This window comes from Streptomyces sp. NPDC086077 (assembly GCF_040686175.1).
Taxonomy (GTDB): Bacteria; Actinomycetota; Actinomycetes; order Streptomycetales; family Streptomycetaceae; genus Streptomyces.
The window spans coordinates 1-25,084 of sequence record NZ_JBFBJT010000056.1 but is presented as its reverse complement, the minus strand read 5'-3'; the positions used below and the strand labels follow the sequence as shown (position 1 = coordinate 25,084).

The following is a 25,084-nucleotide window of genomic DNA, read 5'->3' as shown; positions in this document are numbered from 1 at the left end:
TGATCAGCCTAGGCGAAGCCCCACCGCATCCAAGCGGGCCGCCCGCGTGGAAGGTATCCGAGATGCGCCGACACGCAAGGAGCGACCATGGACCAGCACGCCACCGAACCGGGGCCGCACTGCCTCGTCACCGGTGCCACGGGGTACATCGGTGGGCGGCTCGTCCCGGAACTGCTCCGAACAGGGCTCCGGGTGCGCTGTCTGACCCGGTCGCCGGACAAGCTGCGCGACCACCCCTGGGCGGGCGAGGTCGAGGTGGCGCGCGGCGATGTCACGGACGCCGCGTCGGCCGCCGGGGCACTGCGCGGGATCGACGTCGCCTACTACCTGGTCCACGCGCTGGGCACGGGCGGCGGATTCGAGGAGGCCGACCGGCGGGCCGCGCGCGTCTTCGCGGAGCAGGCCCGGGCCGCCCGGGTGCGCCGCATCGTCTACCTCGGCGGTCTGGTCCCCGCGGGCGTCCCCGACAGCGAGCTGTCGCCGCACCTGCGCTCCCGCGACGAGGTCGGGCGCATCCTCCTCGCCTCGGGTGTGCCGACGACCGTGCTGCGGGCCGCCGTCATCATCGGCTCGGGCTCCGCCTCCTTCGAGATGCTGCGCTATCTCACCGAGCGGCTGCCGGTGATGGTCACCCCCAGCTGGGTGCGCACCCGGATCCAGCCCGTCGCCGTGCGGGACGTGCTGCGGCTCCTGGTGGGCAGCGCCTCGATGCCGGCCTCGGTGAACCGCGCCTTCGACATCGGCGGCCCGGAGATCCTGACGTACCGCGACATGATGCTCCGGTACGCGGCGGTCGCCGAACTGCCCCGGCGGCTGATCCTGCCCGTGCCGGTGCTGACGCCCCGGCTGTCCAGCTACTGGGTGGGACTGGTGACGCCGGTCCCGCCGTCCCTCGCCCGCCCGCTCACCGAGTCCCTGCGCCACGAGGTGATCTGCCGCGAGCACGACATCGCCGAGTACGTTGCCGACCCGCCCGGCGGGCCGGTCGGCTTCGATGAGGCGGTACGGCTGGCCCTCCAGCGCGTCCGGGACGCCCAGGTCACCACGCGCTGGTCCTCCTCGGCACTGCCCGGCGCGCCCAGCGACCCGCTGCCCACCGACCCCGACTGGGCGGGCGGCAGCCTCTACCAGGACAAGCGGGCGGTGCCCGTGGACGCCTCCCGCGAGGCGCTGTGGCGGATCATCGAGGGCATCGGCGGGGAGAACGGCTGGTACTCCCTCCCGGTGGCCTGGTCGGTGCGCGGCTGGCTGGACCGGCTGGTCGGCGGCGCGGGACTGCGCCGGGGGCGGCGGGACGCGAGCCGGCTGAGAGTGGGCGACGCCGTCGACTTCTGGCGCGTGGAGGACGTCGAGCCGGGCCGTCTGCTGAGGCTGCGGGCGGAGATGCGGCTGCCCGGCCTGGCCTGGCTGGAGCTGTACGCCGAGCCGCTCGGCGCCGGCCGCGCCCGCTACCGGCAGCGCGCCCTCTTCCACCCGCACGGCCTGCTCGGGCACCTGTACTGGTGGAGCATCTCCCCCTTCCACGCGGCCGTCTTCGGCGGGATGGTCCGCAACATCGCCCGCGCGGCGGCGAAGGCCGCGGCCGCACCCGGCGAACCGGCACCACGGACGACACCCGCACGGGGCGGTGAGCCCCGGTGATCCGGCCCGGCCCGAGGTCCTCCAGGCGCCGGAGGTCGAGGGCGTCGCCTCCTCGCGGCCGGCGCCGCCGGCCGGCACCCGCGGCGTGCGCGCCGCACTCCTCGTCCCGCGCCCTCATCCCTGGAGCACGCCCATGAACGTGTCCGTCGTTCTGTTCACCGCGGACCTGCGGCTGCACGACCACCCACCACTGCGCGCCGCCCTCGACGGCTCCCGCCAGGTGGTGCCCCTGTTCGTCCACGACCGGGGTGTCGCGGACGCCGGATTCGCCGTGCCGAACCGGATGGCCTTCCTGGCCGACTGTCTCGGCGACCTGGACGCCGGTCTGCGGGCCCGCGGCGGGCGGCTGGTGGTGCGCTCCGGCGACGTCGTGCGCGAGGTCTGCCAGGTCGCCGCCGAGGCCGGCGCCGACGAGGTGCACATGGCGTCCGACGTCAGCGCCTACGCCCACCGGCGTGAGGAGCGCCTGCGTGCCGCGCTGGAGGCGGACGGCCGACGGCTGCACGTGCACGACACGGTCACCACCGCCGTGGCGGCCGGCGCCCTCGCCCCGGCCGGCTCGGACCACTTCGCGGTCTTCACGCCGTACTTCCGCCGCTGGTCCGACGAGAAACTGCGCGGCCAGCTCGACGCTCCGCGCTCGGTGGGCGTACCCACCGGCGTCGGTTCCGAGCCGCTGTCCTCCCGCCGCAAGGTCACGGGAGTCTCCCCGGGCCTGGCGCGCGGCGGCGAGACGGACGGCCGCAAGCGCCTCACGGCCTGGCTGAACGGCGCCGTCCGCGGCTACGAGGACCGGCACGACGACCTGGCGGGCGACGCCACCTCCCGGCTGTCGCCGCACCTGCACTTCGGCACCCTCTCCCCCGTCGAGATCGTCCACCGGGCCCGCAAGGCGGGCGGTGCCGGGGCCGACGCCTTCGTACGGCAGCTCGCCTGGCGGGACTTCCACCGCCAGGTCCTGGCCGCCCGGCCCGACGCGGCCACCGCCGACTACCGCGACCGCGCCGACCGCTGGCGGGACGCCGAGGAGGCCCACGACGACATCGAGGCCTGGCGCGCGGGCCGTACCGGCTACCCGGTCGTCGACGCCGCGATGCGCCAGCTGAGCCACGAGGGCTGGATGCACAACCGCGGCCGGCTGCTGACGGCGTCGTTCCTGGCCAAGACGCTCTACGTCGACTGGCGGGTGGGCGCCGAGCACTTCCTGTCCCTGCTGGTCGACGGCGACCTCGCCAACAACCAGCTCAACTGGCAGTGGGTGGCCGGGACCGGCACCGACACCCGGCCCAACCGCGTCCTCAACCCGGTCGTCCAGGCCAGGCGCCACGACCCCGACGGGACGTACGTGCGGCGCTGGATGCCCGAACTGCAGGGCGTCAAGGGCCCGTTTGTGCACGAGCCCTGGAAGCTGAAGGGTCCCGAGCGCTCCGCGCTCGACTACCCGGAGCCGCTGATCGGCCTCTCGGAGGGGCTCGCCCGGTTCAAGCAGGCCCGCGACCGCGGCTGACCGGCACGAGGACGAGCGTCGCGCACCGGCCGACGTACCCCATTGGCGCATCCGTTCCGGTCGCTCGCGCGGAAGGCATGGACACAGTGCCGCGCCACCGAGGAGAGGACCCCGGCATGCGTGCCAGCCATCCCACGGACCGCCGTGCCGACGCGGCCCACCCGACCGGACCGCCCCCCGCGGCTCCGGCCGACCGGCATGGGCCGTGCCCGGCGGACGGTTTCCGGCCGGCCGCCGTCGACCGGGACGTCTCCGCCGCCGTCGGCCGGGTGCTGGGGCAGGTCATGGCCGAGCACCTCGACCGCGCCCGCGCGCTGGACCCGCTCTTCGCCCACGACGTCGCCGACCGGGTCGCCCGCTTCACGCTGGACGGCGGCAAGCGGCTGCGCTCCCGGCTGGTGTGGTGGGCGATGCGCGCCTGCGGCGGCCGGGACGACGTCGCCGCGCGGGCGGCGCTGCGGACCGGGGCCGCCCTCGAACTGATCCAGACCTGCGCGCTGGCCCACGACGACCTGATGGACGGCGCGGCCACCCGGCGCGGACGACCCGCCCTGCACGCCTCCGTCGCCGCCCAGTACCGGCGGACCGCACCGGACGGCAGGGCGGAACGGCTCGGCGAGGCCGCCGCCGTACTCGCCGGGGACCTGGCGCTGGCCTGGGCGGACGATCTGATCGCCGACACCGTGGTGCCGGAGCCCGGGTCCCGCCGGGTGCGGGAGCTGTGGCGGGACATGCGCACCGAGATGGTGGCCGGACAGTATCTGGACGTCCAGGGACAGGCCACCCGCTCGCACGCCGTGCCGCAGGCGGTCCGGGCCGCCACCCTCAAGAGCGCGCTGTACTCGGTGGAACGGCCGATGGCACTGGGCGCCGCACTCGCGGGCGCCGACCCGGCCACGACGGCGGCGCTGTGTGCCGCCGGGCGCTGTGCGGGCCTCGCGTTCCAGCTGCGCGACGACATCGACGACCTGTTCGCCGACCTGGACCGCACCGGGAAGCCGCCGGGCGGCGACCTGCGCAACGGCAAGCCCACCTACGTCTTCACCGTCGCCCGCGCGTGGGCCGATGCGGCCGGTGACCTCAATGCCCTCGCGGTGCTGGACGAGGCCCACGGCCGCGCCGACCTGCCGGAGTCCGCCCTGGACCCGGTGCGGCGGGTCCTCGTCACCACGGGTGCGCTGCGGGCCGTGGAGGACAGGATCGGGCGGCTGGCCCGGTGCGCCGTCGGACAGCTGAGAAGTGCCCGCCTCGAACCGACGGGCGGCGCCGAGCTGGAGCGGCTGCTGCTGCGCGTGGCGGGTCTGCCCACCTCGCGGCCGGCCGCCGGGCCGCTGTCCGCGGCCCCCGTCGCCGAGACCGAGGAGAGCGGCCGATGACACGCACCGTGCCGGGACGCACCGACCACGTCGTGGTCGTCGGCGCCGGTCTGTCCGGCCTGTCGGCTGCCCTGCACCTGCTCGGTGCCGGGCGCCGGGTCACCGTCGTCGAGCGCGACGCGCTGCCCGGCGGGCGCGCCGGGCGACTGACGCGCGCGGGCTACCGCATCGACACGGGCCCCACGGTGCTGACGATGCCGCACCTGGCGGACGAGGCCTTCGCGGCGGTCGGGGACCGCCTCGCCGACCGGGTCGAGCTGATCGAGCTGCGGCCCGCCTACCGGGCGTGCTTCGCCGACGGCAGCGCGCTGGACGTGCACACGGACGGCCCGGCGATGGAGGCCGAGGTCGAACGCTTCGCGGGCCCCGCCGAGGCGGCCGGATACCGCCGGCTGCGCCGCTGGCTGGAGCAGGTCTACCGGGCCCAGATGCGGCGCTTCATCGACCGCAACTTCGACTCGCCGTTCGAACTGCTCACCTGGGACCTGGCACGTCTCGCCGCCCTCGGCGGCTTCGGCAGGCTGGAGCCGGCCATCGGCCGCCATCTGCGGGACGAGCGGCTGCGCCGGGTGTTCTCGTTCCAGGCGCTGTACGCCGGTGTCCCGCCCCGGCGCGCTCTGGCCGCGTACGCCGTCATCGCCTACATGGACACCGTCGCCGGCGTGTACTTCCCGCGCGGCGGGATGCACGCCCTGCCGCAGGCCATGGCGGACGCCGCCGCCGCGGCGGGCGCCGAGTTCCGGCACGGCCAGGAGGTCGTCCGGCTGGAGCGGCGCGGCAGCCGAGTGACCGCGGTGGTGACCGCCGACGACCGGATCCCCTGCGACGCGGTCGTCCTCACCCCAGACCTGCCCCTGGCCTACCGGCTGCTGGGGCGCACGCCCCGCCGCCCGGTGCGGCTGACGCACGCGCCGTCGGCCGTCGTCCTGCACGCGGGCACGGATCGCACCTGGCCCCAACTCGCCCACCACACCCTGTCCTTCGGCGCCCGATGGCACGGCACCTTCGACGAACTCACCCGCGCCGGCAGCCTCATGTCGGACCCGTCCCTGCTGATCACCCGCCCCACCACGACCGACCCGGGCCTCGCCCCGCCCGGCCGCCATCTGCACTACGTCCTCGCCCCGTGCCCCAACACCGACATCGGGCCGGGCGCGGCCGACTGGCGGGACCTGGCCCCCCGTTACCGCGACCGGCTCCTCACCGAGCTGGAACGCCGGGGACTGACCGGTCTGGCCGCGGCCATCGAGGAGGAGTGCCTGGTCACGCCCGCCGACTGGCAGGCGCAGGGGCACGCGGCGGGCACGCCGTTCTCGGCCGCCCACACCTTCCGCCAGACCGGCCCCTTCCGGCCGCGCAACCTCGTGCGCGGCACGGACAACGCCGTTCTCGCGGGCTGCGGAACCACTCCCGGTGTGGGCGTCCCCACGGTGCTGCTGTCCGGCAAACTCGCCGCCGCCCGCATCACCGGCGGCCCGGCACCGACCCCGCGCCCGCGCCCGCGCACCGACCGCCAGACAACCGAAGGGATCCCGTCATGACCGGCCGAGAGCTCGACGCGGCGGGCATCGCCGACCCGGACCTGCGCTCCGCCTACGCCCGCTGCCGCACCCTCAACGCCCGGCACGGGAAGACGTACTTCCTCGCCACCCGGCTGCTGCCCGTGGACCGCCGGCCGGCCGTGCACGCCCTGTACGGGTTCGCGCGCTGGGCGGACGACATCGTGGACGCGCTCGGCACCGGCGACACGCGCGGCGACCGGGCACGGCAGCTCGCGCTGCTGGAGGGCAGGCTGGAACGCGGGCTCCGGGAAGGCCACAGCACCGAACCCGTCGTCCACGCGCTCGCGGACACCGCCCGCCGCCACGCCATCGACCATCGGCACTTCACGGACTTCATGGCCGCCATGCGCAGCGACCTGGACGTCACGGACTACGCCACCTACGCCGACCTGCGCGCGTACATGCACGGTTCCGCCGCCGTGATCGGGCTCCAGATGCTGCCCGTCCTCGGCAGCGTGGTGCCGCGCGCCGAGGCCGCCCCGCACGCCGCCGCCCTCGGCGTGGCCTTCCAGCTCACCAACTTCCTGCGGGACGTCGGCGAGGACCTCGACCGCGGCCGCGTCTACCTCCCCGCCGACCTGCTCGCCGCGCACGGCGCCGACCGGGAACTGCTGCTCTGGAGCCGGCGCACCGGCCGCGGCGACCGGCGGATCACCGACGCGCTGCGGGCCGCCGAGGACCTCACCCGTGGCGTCTACCGCGAGGCCGCGCCCGGCATCGCGATGCTCGACCCGGCGTCCCGCCCCTGTATCCGTACCGCGTTCGTGCTCTACGGGGGGATCCTCGACGCCATCGCCGAGGGCGGGTACACGGTGGTCCACCGGCGTGCGGTGGTGCCGCTGCGGCGGCGGCTGACGGTGGCCGGCGACGGTCTCGTCCGCGTGCTGCGGGCCCGGGTGGCGGCGAGCGCCGCCACACCGCCTCCGCCCGTCAACCCGGCGGTGGTGCCGACCGCCGTGGTTTCCGAGGAGAGCCGGTGACCGCCGGTCGCCGGGGCCGGTTCCCGCTGCGGCTGCGCGGGAACCCGGTGGCCTGGACACGCCAGCGGCCGACCTGGCGGGAGGCCCGCCCCGCCGTGATCGCCGGCGCGCTGAAGCGGGCGCGGGCGCGGCCGTCCGGCAACTGGTACGTGGTCGGCGCCACCGCCGGCCTCTCCCGTGACCGGCCGCTCGCCCGGACCGTGGCGGGGCGGGAAGTGGTCGTGTGGCGCGACCGCGCGGGGCGGCTGGTGGCCGGGCCCGGCAGCTGCCCGCACCTCGGGGCGCCGCTGGGCGACAGCCCGGTGCGATGCGGCACCCTCATCTGTCACTGGCACGGCCTGGCCCTGGACGGCGGCCCGGCGGCGGGCTGGGAGCCCCTGCCCGCGCACGACGACGGAGTCCTCGTCTGGGTCCGGCTGGACGACGTCGGCGGCGAGACGCCGCGCGAGGCCCCCGTGGTGCCCGCTCGGCCCGCGCTGTCCGGCGCCGTGCACGCCGTGTACACCGGGATCGGCGTCTGTGAGCCCGAGGACGTGGTGGCCAACCGACTCGACCCGTGGCACGGCGCCTGGTTCCACCCGTACTCCTTCGTGGACCTCACCGTCCTCGACGTGCCGGGTCCGGAGGGCGGGGGCGTCGACGGCGACGGTTTCGCCGTCGACGTGTCGTTCAAGGTCGCCGGGCGGCTGGTGGTGCCGGTACGGGCCGTGTTCACCGCGCCGGGGCCGCGCACCGTCGTGATGCGCATCGTCGAGGGCGAGGGCGAGGGATCCGTCGTCGAGACCCATGCCACGCCGCTCGGCCCGGACGACCGGGGCAGGCCGCGCACCGCCGTGATCGAGGCGGTCGTGGCCGCCTCCGACCGCCGCGGCTTCGCCGTGGCCCGGGCGCTGGCGCCCGCGCTGCGCCCGCTGGTGCGCGCCGCCGCCGGGCGGTTGTGGCGGGACGACCTGGCGTATGCCGAGCGCCGGTGGCTCCTGCGTTCGACCGGCCGTTTCCCCGGCTGATCCGGTGCCACCGCCGTAGAGTTCGCACATGGCACGGGAGAGGGAGCCGGTCCCCGAGGTGGGTCTGACCACCGGCGCCCTGGCCCGGCGGCTCGGCGTCTCGCCGACGACTCTGCGCTCGTGGGACCGCCGGTACGGGGTGGGCACGGAGGTACGGACCGAGGGGCGGCATCGCCGCTGGTCACCGCAGGACGTGGCGGTCCTGGAGGCGATGTGCCGGCTGACGTCCGCGGGAGTCCCGCCCGCGGAGGCCGCCCGTGCCGCGCGGGCCGGCGCCGACGTGTCCGCGACGGCACAGGACGGCCCGGACGGCGAGAGTCCCGACGGCGACGGCCGCTCCCATGCCGCCGGTGCCCTCCCCCTGGGCGACGTGCGTCAGGAGTGCCGCGGCCTCGCCCGGGCCGCCGTACGGCTGGACGCCCCGGCGGTGGACGACCTGCTGACCGCCGCCGTCGACCGGCACGGCGTCGTCGGCGCCTGGCACGACGTCATGATGCCGGTGCTGCACGCCGTGGGCCGCAAGTGGGAGACGTCGGGCGACCGTTACGTCGAGGTCGAGCATCTGCTGTCCTGGCACGTCTCGACCACGCTGCGCCGGGCCACGCGGCGGGTGGACCCGCCCGCCGCGCCGCCGGAGGCGGTCCCCGCGCCCGCCCCGGGTCCGGTCGTGCTGGCCTGCGTGCCCGGGGAGCAGCACACCCTCGCTCTCGAAGCCCTCACCGCGGCGCTGAGCGAGCGCGGGGTGCCCACCCGGATGTTCGGCGCGGCCGTGCCGGCGGAGGCCCTGACCGCGGCGGTGCGACGGCTCGGCCCTCCCGTCGTCGTCCTGTGGGCGCAGGCCCGCAGCACGGCGAGCACGCCCCTTGCGGCGCACGTCGCCGGGACCCGCTGGGGTGCCCGCGGCGCCCGCCGCCGTCCGCTGGTCGTGCTCGGCGGCACCGGGTGGGCCGGCTCCGCACCGTCCGGGATGCCGAGGCCGGGCGGTCTTGGCGAGGCGCTGGAGCTGGTGTCCGGCGTGTACTAGGCCCGTCGTCGACCCCGGGTGGGCTCAGGTGGGGTTCTCCCAGGACGCCGGTTCCGCCGCCAGTTCGCGTACCCGCTCCGGGAGCGCGTTCGCCGCGATGTCCGCGACCGTGACCCCTTCGAGGATCTTGCGCACGTTCGCCCGCAGCGCGATCCACAGCGGCAGCAGCGGCTCCGCCGAGCCCTGGTACGCCAGCCCGGTGGGGCGCTCGCCGCGGACCGACACGATCGGGCCGTCGACGGTCCGGATGATGTCGGCGACCGTGATCGCCGACGCCTCGCGCGCAAGCCGGTAGCCGCCGCTGCCGCCGCGCCGGCTGTCGACGATCCCGCCGCGCCGCAGATCTCCGAGGATCCCCTCCAGGAACTTGTGCGGGATCTCCTGCGCGGTGGCGATGGCCTCCGCCTTCACCGGTTCGCCGCCCTGCCGTACGGCGAGTTCGAGTACCGCCCGTACCGCGTAGTCCGCCCGTGCCGAGATCCTCATACGTCCATTGTGACCGCCGCTGCGCCAGCCGGATCACGTTCCACGACAGCGGCTCCAGTGCGGCCGTCAGCCGGCCGTCCGCGAGGGTCGTGCCGGTGACGGGGTGCGGGGTGACGCGGTCGGGGTCGGTGAGCGTGTTGCGGGCGTCGGGGTCGGAAGGACGTCCGTGCGCGGGCCGTCGGCGTCGGCCGTGGGATGGGTGGGTTCGTGCACGCCGGTGTGGACGCAGCGGCCGAGGTGTTCCATGAAGGAGCCGAAAAGGCGGGGGTTCACCTCGCCTACCGAAGTGTTCGGCATTTCGGATGCCGCCCGGAAACGCGAACAGGGCCGTAATCCCGAGGAGTTGCGCGTCAACGGTGCGCGTCGATGGGTCGCGCACGACTCTCGGCACCCGGTGATCGTTCTCGGTTGAACAACGGTCGCGGGACCACATGACGCGGACACATCCGGCCGCGTAGTCTCGAACCGGTCGTCGATCGGTGGTGAGGGGGTGCGATGGATCTCGCTGCGCTACGGCGCCGGCGGCGCGGCTCGGCCATGCGCGCGCTGGCCGCCGAACTCGGCACCGCCCTGCGGGCCCGCCCCCGTCCCCCCGCCGACATGCACGGACTGTGCCGGGCCCTGTGCGAGGCGATGAGCACGCTGCGCGGCGGGCGTCCCGTCGAGTTGCGCTTCGAGCGGTTCCCCGACGAGATCGAAGTGACCGGGCTGTGGGTGGAGTTCGAGGACTTCGACCTCGTCATCGTCGAGGAACGCGCCGAGGCCGTTCAGCAACTGGTGATTCTCGGCCATGAGTTGTGGCACATGTACGCCGGACACGGTCATCAGCACGTCGTCGGGCCGGCCGCCGCGCACGCCCTCGCGGACCGCTCCGGCAGGCAGGGCACCGCCCTCGCGGTCGCCGCCCGCAACGGCTCGCGCCGGCGGGAGGAGGCCGAGGCCGACGAGTTCGGCCACCGGCTCGCCGCGCTGTTCCGCCCCCTCGCCGGCGGCGACCGCGGCGGCAGCCACGACATCGGTTCGCTCGACCCCGTACAGCGTTCCATGGGCTACCGCGGACGAAGGGGTGCGCAGCGGTGACGAACGCCTACGGCGTCGCCGGCGGTCCCCCGCGGGTGATCTCTTCAGCGAGGTGCACATGACCTTCTGGCTGCCGGCCCTCGTACTGACCGCGGCCCTGGCGATCAAACTGCCCAGCATCATCAAGATGTGGCGGGACCCGCTGCTGCGGGCCGTCGGTGGTCTGCTGCTCTTCGCGTGCGCCGTGTTCGTCTTCGCGGCCCCGAAGACCATCGCCTGGACGAACCGCGTGACCGGAGTGCCCAACATCTCGGCGCCCTGGGTCTACTCCCTGCTCACGGCGCTCTGCGCGTCCTGGCTGCTGCTGATCATCGCCTGGCGCAACGGCCTGACCGACCGCGCGAACCGCACACGCCGCGCGGTCCGTTGGGTCGTCGCCGTCTACGCCGGCGTGATCGTCGCCCTGTGGGTGCTCTTCTGGCTGGCCGACGCGCCCGTGGAACGCCTGCGCGACCTGGACACGTACTACGCCACCACCCCCTTCATGCGCGAGCAGATCATGCTCTACCTGACCGCGCACACCGTGGCCTGCGCGATCACGGCCCGGCTGATCTGGAACTGGATCCGCACCGACGGCCTCGACGCCTGGCTGCGCTGGGGGCTGCGGCTGCTGGGCGTCGGCTACGCGACGAACCTGTTCTTCGACGCGTCCAAGCTCACCGCCATCGTGGCCCGCTGGACCGGTCACGACCTGGACTGGCTGAGCACCGATGTGGCGCCGGTGGCCGCCTGCGTCTCCGCCACCCTGGTCGCGGTCGGCTTCATCGTCCCGCACGCCGGCCAGTACCTCCAGGAGCACTGGCGTGTCCGGGCCCGCCACCGGCAACTGCGCCCCCTTGGCCTGCTGATGCGTTCCGCCACCGACGGCCGCGAGCCCTTCGCCCCGCACGCCCCCGCCGAACTCCGCCTGATCCGCCGGGAGACGTTCATCCGTGACGCGCTGCTCCAGCTCTCCCGTCATCTCGACGAGGACCTGCGCGCACGGGCGTACGAGGCCGCCCTCGACCTCGGGTTCGAGCGCGGCCGGGCGCAGGCCCTCGCCGCCGCCGTGACGATCCAGGACGCCGTCGCCGCCCGGGAACGGCCCCGGGACCACGGCCGGAGCGCCCCTCCTTCGGAGCCGGACAACACCTACCTCCTCCGGGAGATCCACGCCGTGTCCCAGGCCCTTCGCAGTTCCGACGAGATCAAGGCGGTCCGCGCCCGCGCCGCCGCCCCGGCAGAGAGTGTGTCCGCGCATGACTGAACCGTCCCTCCCCGCCAGAACCGCCGTCGTCCTGGGGGGATCCCACGCCGGCATGCTCGCGGCGCGCGCGCTGGCGGAGTTCGCCGACCGGGTCGTCATGGTGGAGCGGGACGTGCTGCCCGAGGGGCCCGCGCCCCGCAAGGGCCTGCCGCAGGCGCGGCACGCCCACATGCTCTGGTCGGGCGGCGCGCGGGCGGTGGAGGCCCTGGTGCCGGGTGTCACCGAGGCCCTGCGGGAGGCCGGGGCGCGCCGGCTGCCCGTCACGACGGACATGGTCGCCCTGTCCCGGCAGGGCTGGTTCCGCCGTTGGCCCGAGTCCCACCACGTGGTCCTGGCCGGCCGGGACCTGCTGGACGCCACGATCCGCGCGCACGTCCTCGCGGACCCCCGGGTCGAGGTCCTCCAGGGCACACAGGTGGTGGGACTTGAGGGCACCGCGGCGGCCGTCACCGGGGTCCGGGTGCGGGGACGCGACGCCGGCGAGGAGCGGGTCGTCGGGGCGGGCATGGTCGTCGACGCCACCGGGCGCGGCTCGACGGCCGCCCGCTGGCTGACCGACCTGGGACTTCCCACGGCCCCGCAGCGCAAGGTGGACCCCGGTCTCGCGTACGCCAGCCGGCTCTACCTCGCCCCCGAGGACGCCCGCTCCGGCTTCCCGGTCGTCAACGTGCAGTCCGACCCGCGGGACGGCGGACCGGGCCGGGCGGGCTTCCTGCTGCCCATCGAGGACGGCCGGTGGATCGTCACCCTGTCCGGCACCCGTGGCGGCCAACCCTCCCCGGCGACCGGCGACTTCGCGCGGTTCGCCCGCGAGGACCTCCGGCACCCGCTCATCGGCGACCTGCTGGAACGGGCCGAGGCGCTGTCCGAGGTGTCGTTCACCCGCGCCACCGTCAACCGCCGGTACTACTACGAGCGGATGCGGGACTGGCCCGAGAACTTCACCGTCCTCGGCGACGCGCTCGCCTCCTTCAACCCGGTCTACGGGCACGGCCTCGCGGCCGCCGCGCAGAGCGCGCTGCTGCTGCGAGACCTGACGCGGCGCCACGGCTGGGCGGCACCCGGGCTGTCCCGCCGGATCCAGAAGGCGCTGGCACGGCCGGTCGGCGCCGCCTGGGACCTTGCCATCGGCCAGGACGTGTTCTACCCCGGCGCCACCCCGGACGGCCCCACGCTCAGGGACCGGCTCGTGGCCTCGTACGTCGACCGGCTGATGTACACGGCCACCGGCAACGGCCGGATCGCCCGCCGGGTGACCGACGTGACCTCGCTGGAGCGGCGCTCGGAGGTGCTGCTTGCCCCGTCGGTCCTGCTGGCGGCGGCGCTGGGGCCGCTGCAGCCGGCCCTCCCCGGCCCCCCGTTGACCAGCGAGGAGCGGAAGGCCGCGGGGCTTCCCTAGGCCCTGGCGGTCCCGCGGGCCGGGCTCGTGCGCCGGTAGCCGTCCTCCAGTCGGGAGCGGTAACGAAGAACGGGGTGTTGCAGCGGAAGGACGGACTGGACGGCGCCCCTTCGCCCGCAGGCGGAGGGAACTCGTCAGGCGGTCGGCTCCTCGCCGATCGCGATCTTCGCGTAGTTGGCGAGGGAGCGGTTGTAGCGCGGCAGGTGCTTGGCGAGTGCCCCCAGGGCCAGCGAGGCGGCCTCGCGCTCCCGGCCGACGTCCATCAGCGCCAGCGCCAGGAACGCGGTGACGGCGTCGTCGAGGTGGTCGGAGCCGTTGTCCCGTTCCCGGGTGAGCAGCTCGACGCTGGTCTCGGCCTCCCCCATGGCGCGGAGCGTACTCGCCATCTGGATCACGGCCCGACGCCGGCGCTCGCCGGTCAGGCCGCCGTCCAGGGCCTGCCGGTAGAGGGGCACGGCTTCCTCGCCGACACCGGTCGAGTCGTTCGCGCAGGCGCGTTCGAAGTACGCGACCGGGTGGCCCTCCGGGAGTTCGTCGGCGAGCGCCCCGACCTTGGCGCGGAAGTCGGCCGCGTCGTAGTCGTCGATGGCGGCCCACAGATCGGCGGAGCGCTGCTCCCATTCTGGTGTGGTGGTCATCGCCACAGCTTTGCAGAAACACCCGTCCCCACCAAGCGAGTTCGGGACGCCTCCCGCCTCACGCAGGCGTGCCGTACCGCACCCCGGCGCTAGCCCGCGAACGCCGGTTGGGCCACGCCGGATCCGGTGTCGGGGAGGACCAGCAGTGAGCCGGACAGCGGGGACGGGGCCGACAGGCCGGTGCGGGCCGTGGTGACGTACAGGTCCGTCAGGTTCGCGCCGCCGAAGGCGCAGGCCGTGGGGCGGGGGACGGGGAGCCGGAGTATCCGGTCCAGCTCGCCGGCCGGCGTGTAGCGGCGTATCGCGCCTCCGTCCCACAGGGCCACCCACACACAGCCGTCGGCGTCGACCGTGAGGCCGTCGGGGAATCCGGCGCCCTCCTCGATCCGGGCCAGGGTGCGGCGGTGCGACACCCGGCCGTCGGCGTGGTCGAAGACGTCGATCCGGCGGGTCGGGGAGTCGACGTAGTACATGAGGCGGCCGTCGGGGCTCCAGCCGGTGCCGTTGCTCACCGTCACGTCGTCGAGGACGACCTCCACCGAGCCGTCGGGCGCGACCCGGGCCAGCGTGCCGCCGCCCGGCGCCTCGTCGTAGCGCATGGTGCCCGCCCACAGCGCGCCGTCGGGCGCCACGGCGGCGTCGTTGGCGCGGCGGCCGGGGACCGGGTCGTGATGCAGCCGGCGGAAGGTGCCGTCCGGGTCCAGCAGGCCCACTCCGTCCCGGAGGTTGAGGACCAGTCCGCCGCCCGCGCGGGGCTTGGCCGCGCCGATGTGCTGGTGCGTGGTGCGGGTCGTGCGGCGGCCGGTGGCGGGGTCGTAGGTGTGCAGCCGGTAGCCCAGGATGTCGATCCAGATCAGCCGCCCCTCCCGCGCGTCCCACGTCGGGCCCTCACCGAGCGTCGCCTCGGCCCGTACCGCCACCTCGTAGGCGGTCATACGGCGCTCCGGTGGCCCAGCCGCTCCGACAGCTCCGCCGCGCCCTTCACGGCGAGCTGCTCCAGCTCGGCGCGGCGTTCGTCGCTCCAGCGGATCATCGGCACCGAGATGGACAGGGCGGCCACCACCTGGCCGGTGCGGTCGCGGACCGGCGCGGCGACACAGGAGACGTCCGGGTTGGACTCCCGGCTCTCCACGGCGACGCCCCGCTGCCGGATGCCGGCGAGGACCTCGCGCAGGCCCGCGGGGTCGGTGATGCTGTTGCGCGTCATCGCGGCCAGCTCGGCGCCGTCGGGGACGCGGGCCGCGAGCTCCGGCTCGGGCAGGGAGGCCAGCAGCATCTTGCCGACGGAGGTGCAGTGGGCGGGGAGGCGACGGCCGGCCGCGGAGACCATGCGCACGGCGTGCGTGGAGTCGACCTTGGCGATGTAGATGACGTCCGTACCCTCCAGGATCGCCACGTGCACCGTCTCGTCGCAGGTCTCGGCGACGGACCGGGCGACCTGCTGGCCCTCGGCGGCGAGGTCGAGCTGCTCGGCGTAGCGGCTGCCGAGCTGGTAGGGCCGGACCCCGAGCCGGTAACGGCCGGGCTGGCCGGGGACCTGGACGATGTACGACCGGGCGGCGAGCGTGGTGACCAGCTCGTGCACGGTGGTGCGCGGCAGCTGGAGCTTGCGCACGATGTCGGGGGCGGAGAGCGTGCCGTCCCCGTCGAGGAAGAGCTCCAGGATGTCGAGAGCCCGGGTCACGGCAGGTACGAGGCGTCCCACGGCCGGCTCCCTCCCTTGCGTTCTGAGACTTGCGTCTGCGGCTTACGGCTGGGTGTGCTGTTGGCTTGAGCGGTGCGTCGATCCGGGCCGCTCCGTGTTCGATATTTCAACACGCGGTCGGAATGGCGAACACAGGCTACTCATGGAGTGTTTGCCTGGGCAATGGCCTTGCAGGGCCGGGTGGGGCGCCGGGGACTCAGTCCGTGCGCAGGTGACCGAAGGCCGTGCGCAGCAGTTCCTCGGCGACGGCCAGGGTGCGCTCCCCCTCCGGCAGTGCCGCGTACGCGAACAGCGCCGACCGGATCGCGCCGATCGCGGCCCGCGCGAGCACCGCGGCGCGCAGGGACGAGGCGGCGTCGGGCTCGTGGCGCGCGAGCCGCTCCCGCACGGCCTGCGCGAGCTCGGTCTCGAACTGGCTGAGAACCGGCAGGAGCTGACGCACCGGCTGGCCGGGGAAGCGCTGCGGCGGGCCGCTGAACATCAGGCCCACACCGCCGTCGGAGACGAGTTCGAGGGCCGCGCCCAGCACGGCGGCGTAGGGGTCCTCCTCGGCGGGCCGGGCGATCACCCGGGCCCGCATGACCGGGGCGAGGTCAAGCGTCTCGTCGAGGACGAGGTCCTCCTTGGAGGGGAAGTAACGGAAGAACGTCCGCTCGGTGACCCCGGCCGCCGCCGCGATGTCCCGCACCGTGGTCCGGGCGTAGCCGCGCTCCTCGAACATGCGGTGCGCCGCCTCCTGGAGCGCCTTGCGCGTGGCCGCCTTGTGAGCCTCGCGCCGGCCGCGAGGCTCGGCGTGGGGAGTGTCGAGGGTTGCCATGTGAGGAGTATCGCAGGCGGAAAACCGACGGTACAGAATCTGTCAGTCATGACACTTTGGCTATGCTGTCAGTCATGACACTTTTTCGCAGGGGGCGTACGGTCCGCTCCGGGGCCTCACGGCGGGCCCGGCTGGTGGCCGCGGGCGTGGCCGCGGCGGTGCTCGCCGCCGGGGCGCCGCCGAGGCGGTGTGCCCACGCTGGCCCTCACCCATCTGGTGCCGGGCGCCACCCATCTCGTCCCGGACGCCACCTGGTACGCCAAGGCGAGCCGCGGCTACTCCGGCCGTGTCGTGGTGGGCCGCGACCTCACCCGCCTGCCGGTGGGCGCCGCCCGGCGGGACTGAGCGCCGCCGCGCCCGATCTCGCCGCGCAACCGCCGGGCACGCAGCACCAGTTCCAGTTCGAAGCGCCGGTCGGGGTCGTCGATCTCGTCGCCCCACAGCTCCCGTATCTGCCGCAACCGGTACCGGACGGTCTGAGGATGCACACCGAGCCGCTCCGCCACCTCGGGCGCCCCGCCCCGCGTCTCCAGCCAGGCCAGCAGGGTCTCCGCGAGCCGCCGCGCGTGCGCGGGCCCGCAGTGCGCGAGCGGTGCGAGGCAGCGCAGCGCCAGGTCGTCGAGGAGTTCCTCGGGCTGGAGCAGCACCAGGGCCTCGGTGTGCTCGGTGCAGAACAGCACCTCCCCGGCGGGCAGCAGCCGCCGTTCCATCAGGCGTACGGCGGCCTCGGCCCAGCGCAGCGACTTCGCGGCGTCGGCCAGCGGCACCGGCGGCCCGATGGCGCCCGCCCAGCCGGTGAGCGCGCGTTGCAGCAGCTCGGGACGCCCGGCGGCGTCCGGTTCGGGCACGACCATGCGGGGCTGCTCGTACTCCAGGTCGAGCAGCACACCCTGCCCGACGGCGGGCGCGACCGCCTCCCGTGCCGGGCGCAGCAGCACCCCGACGGCGACCTTGTCGGGCAGCTGCCAGCCGATCCGGGCGGCGCGTTCGGCGAGGGCGTCGGCCGGGTCACCGCGGTGGCGTTCGGCGAGCAGCAGCTCCATCAGGCGGCGTTGCAGGCGCAGCCGTTCCCCGGCCTGGCGGGCGGCGGCCTCGGCGTAGCCGCGCACGGACTGGTCGACCAGGCCGTCGAGGTACTCGTAGCCCGCGTCGACCAGTTCGTACATCGCGGGCGGCGGGATCTCCACGCGCTGGCCGATGTCGGCGAAGCGGCGCCAGGCCAGCCGTACCCCCATCCGGTAGATCGCCTGGAGCGAGTCCAGGGTGCGGCCGCCCCGGCCCTCCCCGCGGCCGAAGTCCTGGAAGACGCCGGGCGGCACGGTGGGGCGGCCCGTCGAGTAGTCGGCGTGCTCCAGGTGCTGCACGAACACCTCGATGGCACGCCGGATGCCGACCAGCGCCATCGGCTCGCCGTTCTCGTCCAGCACGAGCGGCAGGTGCGGGTACTCGCGACGGATCTCGCGCAGGATCTCCTCGGCCAGCTCGGGCGCCTCGGCCTTGGCGGTCGCCGCGAACCGGCGCACCTGGAGCCGGGGCACCTCGTGCCAGGCGGAACGGGCGGCGCCGGTGGCGGCGGGCGGGGTGACGGTTGCCGGCTGGGCGGTCACCGGTCAGCGCTCCTGACCGGCTTGTTCGTAGGTGATCAGAGGGCTGTTGGGCTGCTCGGGAGTGGCTTCGAGCAACGCGACGACGCCGAACGCGGCGCCCACGGCGAGGGCGGCCGCGACCACGACGGTCACGGTGGCTGCGATCAGTCTGGACATACGGGGTCAGCCTCTCTGCTCCGGAGGTCGTCCCACCCCGGTGCCCGCCGCTGCCCGTCGGCCCAGTGTCTGCGCGGCCCGGGACGCCGTCAAGGCCCGGAATCGGACCGACGCTCACGTTGTGACGTGACGTCAGGTACAACAAGCCCCGAAATTGTCATGCGCGTGAGTAGCCGTGACGAACGCCTCGGCGAAAACTGTCCAACCCCACCCCGCGCACATCCCGTCCACAGGCCCCGCTCAGGACAGGCATAGAAACCTTCATTCCCCACAGGCAGTCCTCCCTTCCCCACAGGCAGTCCTCCCTTCCCCACAGGCGACCCTCCTTTCCCGCACATCGAGTACCGCACCCCGAGACGAGTTGGAGCACCCATGCCCCAGCACGTACCGCCGCTGCGCACCGCGCTCCCCCGGCCGCAGCAGCACCCGCCGGCGCTCCCCCCACCCCCGCGCCGCATCGTCTTCCTCGCGCACCGGGACCTCGGCAACCCGGCCGCGGGTGGCTCCGAGCTGCTCGTCGACCGGCTGGCCGACGGCCTGACCCGGCAGGGGCATCAGGTCACGCTCCTGTGCGGCGGCCCGGCGGCCTTCCGTGACTACCGGGTCGTCTCGGCGGGCGGCCCCTACGGTCACTATCTGCGCGCCCGCTCGGCCTTCGCGCGCCAGATCGGCGACTGCGACCTGCTGGTCGAGGTGTGCAACGGCATGCCCTACCTGGCCCCGCTGTGGCACCGCGGACCCACCCTCTGCCTGGTCAACCACGTCCACTCCGACCTGTGGGGGATGCGCTTCGGCGGTCCGCTCGCGCCCGCCGCCCGGATCGGCCGGCGACTCGAACACTGGGCGCTGACCGGCCCGCAGTCCCGCGGGCTGCTGGTCGCCGTCTCCCCGTCCACCGCCCAGGCACTGCGTGCGCTCGGCGTGGCACGCGAGCGGATCCGGGTCGTCCACAACGGCGTCGAGGAGCCCGGTCCGCGCGCCGACCGCTCCCCCGAGCCGCTGTTCGTGGCGGTCGGCCGGCTCGTCGAGTACAAGCGCGTCGACCTGCTGCTGCGGCTGTGGGAGCGGGTCCGTCCGGTCACCGGCGGCCGTCTGGTGATCGTGGGCGACGGCCCCGAACGGGAGCGGCTCGCCGCGCTGGCCGGTTCCGGTGTCGAGTTCACCGGGCACGTCTGCGAGGCGGAGAAGCACCGGCTGCTGTGCGCGGCCTGGCTGCTGCTGCATCCGTCGGCGGTGGAGGGCTGGGGTCTGGTGGTGACGGAGGCGGCCGCCCGCGGGACCCCGGCGATCGGCTTCGACGTGCCCGGCCTGCGGGACTCCGTCGTCGACGGCGAGACCGGCGTCCTGGCGGCCGGCGAGTCCTCCTTCGCGGCGGCCTGGTGCACGCTGGCCCTGTCGGGACATCGCCGGGAACTGATGGGCAAGGCGGCCCGGGAACACGCCGCGCGGTACCGGTGGGACCGTACGGTGTCGCAGTTCCGTGCGGTGGCCGCGGAAGCGGTGCGGGGTTCGTCGTGACGCGGGTCGTGCGCGGCTGGTCGGCCCCAGGCGGCGGTGACCGCACGTCGACGACGGCCCCGCGCCCCTCCACGGCGTCACCTCACCGAGGGTTCAAGGACCCCTCCTTGCGGCGTTCCCTCGCCCTGTTCCGCGCCTTCCTGCGCGAGCAGGACGACCCGGACGCCTGCTACTCGCTGCTCGCCCGGGACGCCGCCGACCAGGTCGAGGCGTACGACGGGCCGGTGGCCGGGCGGGTGGTCGTGGACGTCGGCGGCGGCAGCGGGCACTTCACCGAGGAGTTCCGGCGGCGCGGCGCGCACGCCTACCTCTTCGAGCCCGACGTGCGCGAACTCGGCGAGAGACCGCCCGACGGCACGGTGGTCGCCGACGGCTACCTGCTGCCGCTGTCCGACGGGACCGCCGACGTCACGTTCTCCTCCAACGTCCTGGAACACGTGGCGGATCCGCAGACCTTCCTCAGCGAGCTGGCACGCGTGACCCGGCCGGGCGGTCTGATCTACGTGTCGTTCACCAACTGGCTCTCCCCGTGGGGCGGCCACGAGTGGGCGCCCTGGCACTACCTCGGCGCCGAGCGGGCCCGCGCCCGTTACCGCCGCCGTACCGGGAAGTCAGCCAAGCACACCCTCGGCGAGAACCTCTTCGCCGTGCACATCGGCCCCACCCTGCGGCAGGTGCGCGCCCGTCGCGACGTCACGCTCGTCACGGCGCGCTCCCGCTACTGGCCGTTCCTCACGCAGGCCGTCGTCAAGGCGCCCGGCATCCGCGAGGTGGCCACCTGGAACCTTCTCCTCATCCTCCGGCGGTGTCCCCCATGACGACCACGGTCCAGGCCCCTCCCCCTGCAGCCGTCCCCACCACCGTGACCGCCGCGGGCCCCCCGGAGGGCCCGCGGTCGCGGCGCTGGCTGCTGGGGTTCTGGGCCGTGGTCCTCGTGCTGTTCCTGGCGGTGCGGCCGGGCCGGCAGACCTTCGACACCAAGCTCGGGGTGACCGTCGACCCCGGTCGTTTCCTCGCCGACCTGGGCCAGTTGTGGCACGACCGGGGCGGCTTCGGCGGCATCCAGGACCAGTACGCCGGCTATCTGTGGCCGATGCTCCCCTTCCACTGGCTGTGCCGCGCGGTCGACCTGCCGGTGTGGCTGGCGGAGCGGCTGTGGATGTCGCTGGTCGTGTCCGTCGCCTTCTGGGGCGCGCTGCGGCTGGCCGAGCGGCTGCGCGTCGGCAACGGCGCCTCCCGGCTGCTGGCCGCGGTGGCGTACGCGCTGTGGCCGCTGTTCACGATCGTCGTCGGCTCGACGTCGGCCGCCGCGCTGCCCGGCGCCTTCCTGCCGTGGGTGCTGCTGCCGCTGACCGGCGAGCGCTACAGCGCCCGCGTGGCCGCGCTGCGGTCGGCGCTGATCATCCCGTTCATGGGCGGTGTGAACGCGGCCTCGACGCTGGCGTCCCTGCTCCCGGTGGGCCTGTATCTGCTCTCCCGCCCGGCCGGCCCCCGGCAGCGCAAGCTGATCGCCTGGTGGGTGCCGGGCGTGCTCGTGGCGACCGCCTGGTGGTGGATCCCGCTGCTGCTGCTCGGCGCCTACGGCGAGAACTTCCTTCCGTACATCGAGAGTGCACGGACGACGACCGACACCATGGCGGCCACCGAGGCGCTGCGCGGCGCCGGGAACTGGGTGGCGTATCTGCACTTCGGCGAGGCGTGGCTGCCGGCCGGCTGGACAGTGGTGTCCTCGGCGCTCGTGGTGGTCTGCTCGGCGCTCGCCGCCGGGCTGGGGCTGGCCGGGCTGGCGCGGCGTGACATGCCGGAGCGGCGGTGGCTGGTGCTGACCGTGCTCGTGACCGGGCTGGTCCTGCTCGCCGGCTACGGCGGCGCGTTCGGGGCGCCCTTCCACGAGACCGTGCAGACCTGGCTGGACGGCCGGCTGGCGCCGTTCCGGAACATCTACAAGTTCCAGACCGGACTGGCTCTCGCCCTGGTCCTCGGGCTCGCCCACGTGGTGGCGGTGGCCGCCGAACCGCGCGGCGCCCGACGGGTACGCGGCCGCCGGTTCGCCCCGCTGATCGCGGCGGTGCTGGTGCTGCCGGGGCTGGTGTGGCCGTACGTCAACGGGTCCCTCCTCAACGCGGGTTCCTTCCAGGAGCTCCCCAAGTACTGGCAGGCCACCGCCGACTGGCTGGAGAAGTACTCCCCCGACTCCCGCGCCCTGGTCGTCCCGGCGACCGCGCACGGCATCCACACCTGGGGCTCCACCATCGACCAGCCCCTCGACGTGCTGGCCGGGTCCCGCTGGGCCCAGCGGGACTACGTCCCCTTCGGCACCCCCGGCAACCGCCGCGCGATGGACGCGGTCGAGCAGGCCCTGCTGACCGGTGCCAAAGTCCCGGGCCTGGCCGACTTCCTGAGCCGCGCGGGCATCCACTACGTCGTCGTACGGGGCGACCTCGACCCCGACCAGATCGGCGCCGTCCCGACCACGACGGTCAAGCGCACGCTGGAGCAGTCCGGCTACCGGCGGGTGACCGGGCTCGGCCCGGTCATGACCGGCGGGCGGATCGCGGACGACACCCCGCTCCAGGTCGAGGGCCTGTACCCGCGCCAGCGGGCGGTGGAGATCTACCGGCCGGGCGGCGAGGACGTCACCCGGCCCGGACAGGCCGCCCTGTACCCGATCGCCGACACGGCGGTCGTCTCCGGCGGCCCCGAGTCGCTGCTGCCGCTCGCCGCCACGCTGCGCGGCCGGGCGACCGTGCTGTCCGGCGACAACCATCCCGGGCTCGGCCGGCCGCAGCTCCAGGTGACCGGCGACGGGCTGCGCCGCGCCGACACACGGTTCGGGCTGGTCAACGCCAACACCTCGTACACGTACACCCGGGACGAGCGGAACGCCCCCGACGCCCATCAGGACGCCGGTGAGCCACCGCACCAGATCCTGCCGGTGACCGGTGTGGGCCATCAGACGGTGGCCGAGCTGCGCGGGGCGCGGTCGGTGACGGCGTCCTCGTACGGCAACTGGCTGCTCCATCTGCCGCAGTTCGACCCGGTGGGCGCCTTCGACGGCGACCCGGCCACCGCGTGGGCGGAGGGGTCGGCCGACTCACCGAACGGGCAGTGGCTGCGGATCGAGTTCGCGGGCACGGGCGACGGCGGGAGCGACGCCGGGGCCGAGTACGACATGCCGTCGTCGTTCGAGGTGACGCCGCTGCCGCAGGGGAGCGTGCGGGCCGCCGCCACGCGGGTGCGGGTGGAGACGGAGCGTGGATCGGTGACGAGCTTCCTCCAGCCGAACGGCATGACGCAGCGCGTGAAGGCCCCGGCGGGAGCGACCGGCTGGATGAAGCTGACGATCACCGACTCGGTGGCCCGCAGGACCGGGCTGACCGGGGCGGGCTTCGCCGAGATCCGGCTGCCGGACGTGCAGGTGACGCGTCTGCTGCGGCTGCCGTCGGACGTCGCGGCGACGGCCTCCGAGATCGTCTCCCTGCACCGCGCGGCCGACCCCACCGGCCTCTCCCCGACCGGCACCGAGGCGGGCCTGCACCGCCGTTTCGAGACGACCGGGACCGGGACGTACGAGGTGAGGGCGAGCGCGGTGCCGGTGCCCGGCGAGGAACTGGACCGGCTGCTCTACGAGATCGCGCCCGAGCAGCGACAGCGCATCACCGCCACCGCCGACTCCACGGCCCGGCTGGGCGCGGGCCTGGGCGCGCGCAACCTCACCGACGGCGACCTGACGACGGCGTGGATCGCGGGTGACCGGCCCACGGTCCATCTGCGCTGGGAGGGCAAGCAGCCGGTGAGCGAGCTGGTGCTGGCCGCGGCGGGCGGGCTGTCCAGCCGCCCCACCGAGGTGCGCATCAGCTCCCCCGACGGCGCCACGAGCGCCGGCGTGGACGAGAACGGCTGGGTGCGCTTCGAGGCGATCACGACCGATCGCCTGGACATCACGGTCACCGAGACGGCCCCGCTCACCCTCCACAACCCGGTCGTCGACGAGGACCTGCAACTCCCGGTGGGCCTGACCGAGGCCTACCTCCCCGCCCTCGACAGCTACCGCACCCCGCAGCCCCGCCCCGACCGGGAGTTCTCCCTGCCGTGCGGCCGGGGGCCGCTGCTGGCGGTCGACGGCGAGCTGTACCGGACCGGCGTCTCGGGCACCGTACGGGACCTGACGGAACGCCGGCCGGTGGAGGTGACCCTCTGCCCGGAGGGCGGTCTGGAACTGCCCGAGGGCGCGCACCGCGTCGAGGCGGGCGACGCCGGCCCGCTGGTCCTGACGGACGTGACGCTGACGCGCGGCACGGTGACCGACCCGGTGTTCCCCGGCCGTGACCTGCGGATACGGGACTGGCTCGGCGACCGCCGCGAGGTGACGGCCGGCGCGGGCGCCGCCTCGTACCTGACGACGTACGAGAACTTCAACGACGGCTGGCGGGCCACGCTGAACGGCGAGGAACTCACGCCGGTCCGGCTGGACGGCTGGCAGCAGGGCTGGCGCCTGCCGGCCGGAGCGGGCGGCACGGTCGAGCTGTCGTACGAGCCGTCGACCACGTACGAGGCGGGGCTGATCGGCAGCGGGGTCGGACTGGTCGTGCTCGTGGGCCTGGTGGTGTGGCGCCGGCGCGCGCCCAACCCCGACGCGCCGCAGCCGGTGCCCCCGGCGCCGGGGGTGTGGCTGGGCGCGGTGGCGCTGACGCTGGTGGGCGTGGTGATCGCCGGGTGGTTCGCGCTGCTGGTGCCGGCGCTGGCGGTGCTGGCGTACCGACGGCACGCGCTGCTGGTGCCGATCGCGTTCGGGGCGCTCGCGGCAGCGGGCGTGGTGGCCGCGATCGGGGCGGGCGAGCCGGCCGGCCAGGGCACGGGCGCCTTCTCCCCCGTGGCCCAACTGCTGGCGTTGACCGGGCTGTTCGCGGCACTGGTGGGCGTGCGGGAGCGGGCCGGCGATCCGGGTACGACGGCGGTGCTGCCGCCGGTGGCCCCGGAGCCGGGCACCACGGCGGGCCTGCCGCCGACGGCCCCGGAAACGGCCCCGACGCGACCGCTGCCCCGGCGCCGGGGGCCCGCGCAGGACCCGTTCCCGCGCGCCGAGGCCGGACCGCCCGTCTCGGCACGCGGTCCCGGCAGCCCGGAACCCGAGGGGGGAGACGACAGCCGATGACCGCTCTGGAGGACGTGACGCCCCGCCCGGCGCAGCGGATCCCGTTCCCGGTCGTGGACGAGGTGGCCCGCCACTGCCGGCAGGACGGCGAACCGGAGACGGTCCACATCGAGGTCCGCCTGCCCGGCCCGCTGGACCCGACCCGCCTGCGCAAGGCCTTCGTCGAGGCCCTGCACCGGC

The 25,084-nt window shown here is 74.8% G+C and carries 21 protein-coding genes and 1 pseudogene; 15 read left to right on the top strand and 7 right to left on the bottom strand.

Going from position 1 to position 25,084, the window contains the following annotated elements:
• Positions 1-87 precede the first annotated feature (87 nt).
• The 7 genes from AB0O67_RS18150 to AB0O67_RS18120 all read left to right on the top strand — a co-directional run bounded on the left by AB0O67_RS18150 (position 88) and on the right by AB0O67_RS18120 (position 9,097).
• Complete coding sequence (locus tag AB0O67_RS18150; protein ID WP_365451146.1) at positions 88-1,641, top strand: SDR family oxidoreductase; 1,554 nt, start codon at positions 88-90, stop codon at positions 1,639-1,641.
• A 133-nt stretch (positions 1,642-1,774) separates the two neighbouring features.
• Entirely contained in the window at positions 1,775-3,148 is a 1,374-nt protein-coding gene (locus AB0O67_RS18145; protein WP_365451144.1) for a deoxyribodipyrimidine photo-lyase, read from the top strand.
• A 116-nt stretch (positions 3,149-3,264) separates the two neighbouring features.
• Positions 3,265-4,524, top strand: a complete 1,260-nt coding sequence (locus tag AB0O67_RS18140) for a polyprenyl synthetase family protein (RefSeq protein WP_365451142.1) — start codon at positions 3,265-3,267, stop codon at positions 4,522-4,524.
• Entirely contained in the window at positions 4,521-6,065 is a 1,545-nt protein-coding gene (locus AB0O67_RS18135; protein ID WP_365451140.1) for a phytoene desaturase, read from the top strand. Before AB0O67_RS18140 ends, AB0O67_RS18135 begins: the two co-directional genes overlap by 4 nt.
• Positions 6,062-7,066: a phytoene/squalene synthase family protein gene (locus AB0O67_RS18130; protein ID WP_365451138.1), complete on the top strand. Its 1,005-nt coding sequence runs from the start codon at positions 6,062-6,064 to the stop codon at positions 7,064-7,066. The genes AB0O67_RS18135 and AB0O67_RS18130 overlap by 4 nt, the downstream gene beginning before the upstream one ends.
• Entirely contained in the window at positions 7,063-8,073 is a 1,011-nt protein-coding gene (locus AB0O67_RS18125) for a DUF5914 domain-containing protein (protein WP_365451136.1), read from the top strand. Before AB0O67_RS18130 ends, AB0O67_RS18125 begins: the two co-directional genes overlap by 4 nt.
• Before the next feature lie 28 nt (positions 8,074-8,101).
• Positions 8,102-9,097: a MerR family transcriptional regulator gene (locus AB0O67_RS18120; protein WP_365451134.1), complete on the top strand. Its 996-nt coding sequence runs from the start codon at positions 8,102-8,104 to the stop codon at positions 9,095-9,097.
• Between the two features lie 24 nt (positions 9,098-9,121).
• On the opposite strand, the gene AB0O67_RS18115 is transcribed toward AB0O67_RS18120, so the two are convergent.
• Positions 9,122-9,583, bottom strand: a complete 462-nt coding sequence (locus AB0O67_RS18115) for an Rrf2 family transcriptional regulator (protein ID WP_365451132.1) — start codon at positions 9,581-9,583, stop codon at positions 9,122-9,124.
• Between the two features lie 495 nt (positions 9,584-10,078).
• Between AB0O67_RS18115 and AB0O67_RS18110 the strand changes: the two genes are divergently transcribed.
• The 3 genes from AB0O67_RS18110 to AB0O67_RS18100 are packed head-to-tail and all read left to right on the top strand — an operon-like array spanning position 10,079 to position 13,308.
• On the top strand, positions 10,079-10,663 hold the full coding sequence (locus tag AB0O67_RS18110) for a toxin-antitoxin system, toxin component family protein (protein WP_365451130.1): 585 nt from the start codon (positions 10,079-10,081) through the stop codon (positions 10,661-10,663).
• Between the two features lie 58 nt (positions 10,664-10,721).
• Positions 10,722-11,909, top strand: a complete 1,188-nt coding sequence (locus tag AB0O67_RS18105; protein WP_365451128.1) for an MAB_1171c family putative transporter — start codon at positions 10,722-10,724, stop codon at positions 11,907-11,909.
• Entirely contained in the window at positions 11,902-13,308 is a 1,407-nt protein-coding gene (locus tag AB0O67_RS18100; RefSeq protein ID WP_365451126.1) for an FAD-dependent oxidoreductase, read from the top strand. Before AB0O67_RS18105 ends, AB0O67_RS18100 begins: the two co-directional genes overlap by 8 nt.
• Positions 13,309-13,442: 134 nt before the next feature.
• Here AB0O67_RS18100 and AB0O67_RS18095 read toward each other — a convergent pair whose 3' ends face one another.
• The 4 genes from AB0O67_RS18095 to AB0O67_RS18080 all read right to left on the bottom strand — a co-directional run bounded on the left by AB0O67_RS18095 (position 13,443) and on the right by AB0O67_RS18080 (position 16,468).
• A complete protein-coding gene (locus tag AB0O67_RS18095; protein WP_365451125.1) occupies positions 13,443-13,946 on the bottom strand; it encodes a tetratricopeptide repeat protein in 504 nt (167 codons plus the stop codon).
• An 89-nt stretch (positions 13,947-14,035) separates the two neighbouring features.
• Positions 14,036-14,881 carry an SMP-30/gluconolactonase/LRE family protein gene (locus AB0O67_RS18090; protein WP_365451123.1) on the bottom strand — a complete coding sequence of 282 codons (846 nt, stop codon included), beginning with the start codon at positions 14,879-14,881 and terminating at the stop codon, positions 14,036-14,038.
• A complete protein-coding gene (locus AB0O67_RS18085; RefSeq protein WP_365451121.1) occupies positions 14,878-15,651 on the bottom strand; it encodes an IclR family transcriptional regulator in 774 nt (257 codons plus the stop codon). The genes AB0O67_RS18090 and AB0O67_RS18085 overlap by 4 nt, the downstream gene beginning before the upstream one ends.
• A gap of 196 nt (positions 15,652-15,847) precedes the next feature.
• Entirely contained in the window at positions 15,848-16,468 is a 621-nt protein-coding gene (locus AB0O67_RS18080) for a helix-turn-helix domain-containing protein (RefSeq protein WP_365451119.1), read from the bottom strand.
• A 189-nt stretch (positions 16,469-16,657) separates the two neighbouring features.
• Between AB0O67_RS18080 and AB0O67_RS18075 the strand changes: the two genes are divergently transcribed.
• Positions 16,658-16,813 carry a hypothetical protein gene (locus tag AB0O67_RS18075; protein WP_365451117.1) on the top strand — a complete coding sequence of 52 codons (156 nt, stop codon included), beginning with the start codon at positions 16,658-16,660 and terminating at the stop codon, positions 16,811-16,813.
• Here AB0O67_RS18075 and AB0O67_RS18070 read toward each other — a convergent pair.
• Both AB0O67_RS18070 and AB0O67_RS18065 read right to left on the bottom strand, forming a co-directional pair.
• Positions 16,744-18,075, bottom strand: coding sequence for a helix-turn-helix domain-containing protein (locus AB0O67_RS18070; protein ID WP_365451115.1), 1,332 nt, complete (start codon positions 18,073-18,075; stop codon positions 16,744-16,746). The genes AB0O67_RS18075 and AB0O67_RS18070 overlap by 70 nt on opposite strands.
• A gap of 3 nt (positions 18,076-18,078) precedes the next feature.
• Entirely contained in the window at positions 18,079-18,231 is a 153-nt protein-coding gene (locus AB0O67_RS18065; protein WP_365451113.1) for a hypothetical protein, read from the bottom strand.
• A 372-nt stretch (positions 18,232-18,603) separates the two neighbouring features.
• On the opposite strand from AB0O67_RS18065, the gene AB0O67_RS18060 reads away from it, so the two are divergent.
• The 4 genes and pseudogenes from AB0O67_RS18060 to AB0O67_RS18045 all read left to right on the top strand — a co-directional run.
• Positions 18,604-19,749 (top strand): glycosyltransferase family 4 protein, encoded by a 1,146-nt coding sequence (locus AB0O67_RS18060; RefSeq protein WP_365451111.1) that lies wholly within the window; start codon positions 18,604-18,606, stop codon positions 19,747-19,749.
• Between the two features lie 107 nt (positions 19,750-19,856).
• Positions 19,857-20,567: a class I SAM-dependent methyltransferase gene (locus tag AB0O67_RS18055; RefSeq protein ID WP_365451109.1), complete on the top strand. Its 711-nt coding sequence runs from the start codon at positions 19,857-19,859 to the stop codon at positions 20,565-20,567.
• Entirely contained in the window at positions 20,564-24,904 is a 4,341-nt protein-coding gene (locus AB0O67_RS18050) for an alpha-(1->3)-arabinofuranosyltransferase family protein (protein WP_365451107.1), read from the top strand. The genes AB0O67_RS18055 and AB0O67_RS18050 overlap by 4 nt, the downstream gene beginning before the upstream one ends.
• A pseudogene (locus AB0O67_RS18045) lies at positions 24,901-25,084 on the top strand (condensation protein); the annotation flags it as partial. The gene AB0O67_RS18050 and the pseudogene AB0O67_RS18045, both read left to right, overlap by 4 nt.